This is a genomic window from Sphingobium sp. (assembly GCF_041987595.1).
Taxonomy (GTDB): Bacteria; Pseudomonadota; Alphaproteobacteria; order Sphingomonadales; family Sphingomonadaceae; genus Sphingobium.
The window spans coordinates 1-591 of sequence record NZ_JBHIWJ010000234.1; the positions used below are offsets into that span (position 1 = coordinate 1).

The 591-nt window shown below is 65.0% G+C and carries 1 protein-coding gene; it reads left to right on the forward strand.

Annotated features, from left to right (window positions below):
- Positions 1–591 (forward strand): IS701 family transposase (locus ACFC3J_RS22930; RefSeq protein WP_375198206.1); only part of this gene is annotated, 591 nt, incomplete at both ends.

Below are 591 nucleotides of genomic sequence, written 5' to 3' on the forward strand. Positions count from 1 at the left end.
TGCAGCCGATGGCCGCCCGTACTGGCGATGTCGGCTACGACCAGCTTCATCATTTCGTTGCTGCCGGCGTATGGGACAGGGTTCCGCTCGAGACGGCCTTGTTGAAGGAGGCGGACCGCCTGGTGGGTGATCCGGCTGGCTTTCTCGTCATCGATGACACGGCGTTGCCGAAGAAGGGGCAGCACTCTGTCGGGGTCGCGCCACAATATGCCTCCTCGCTCGGCAAGACCTCCAACTGCCAGTCGCTGGTGTCGGTAACGCTCGCCTCCCGCGAGGTCCCGGTGATGGTAGGTCTGCGGCTCTTTCTGCCCGAGAGCTGGACGGGGAATGTCGAGCGTATGACGCGGGCGCGTGTCCCGCTGGATCGACAGAAGGCTCTGACCAAGCCCGAGATTGCGATCGAAGAAATCGACCGCGCCATTGCCTCGGGCGTGCGGTTCGGCTGCGTGCTCGCCGACGCGGGATATGGATCGAGCGGCCCTTTCCGTCAGGCGTTGAGCGAGCGCGGTCTGCTCTGGGCAGTGGGGCTTTCGCGACGACAGAACGTCTATCCGGCCGACATCGGCCTGGTCTTCCCGGTCGCCGCAACGG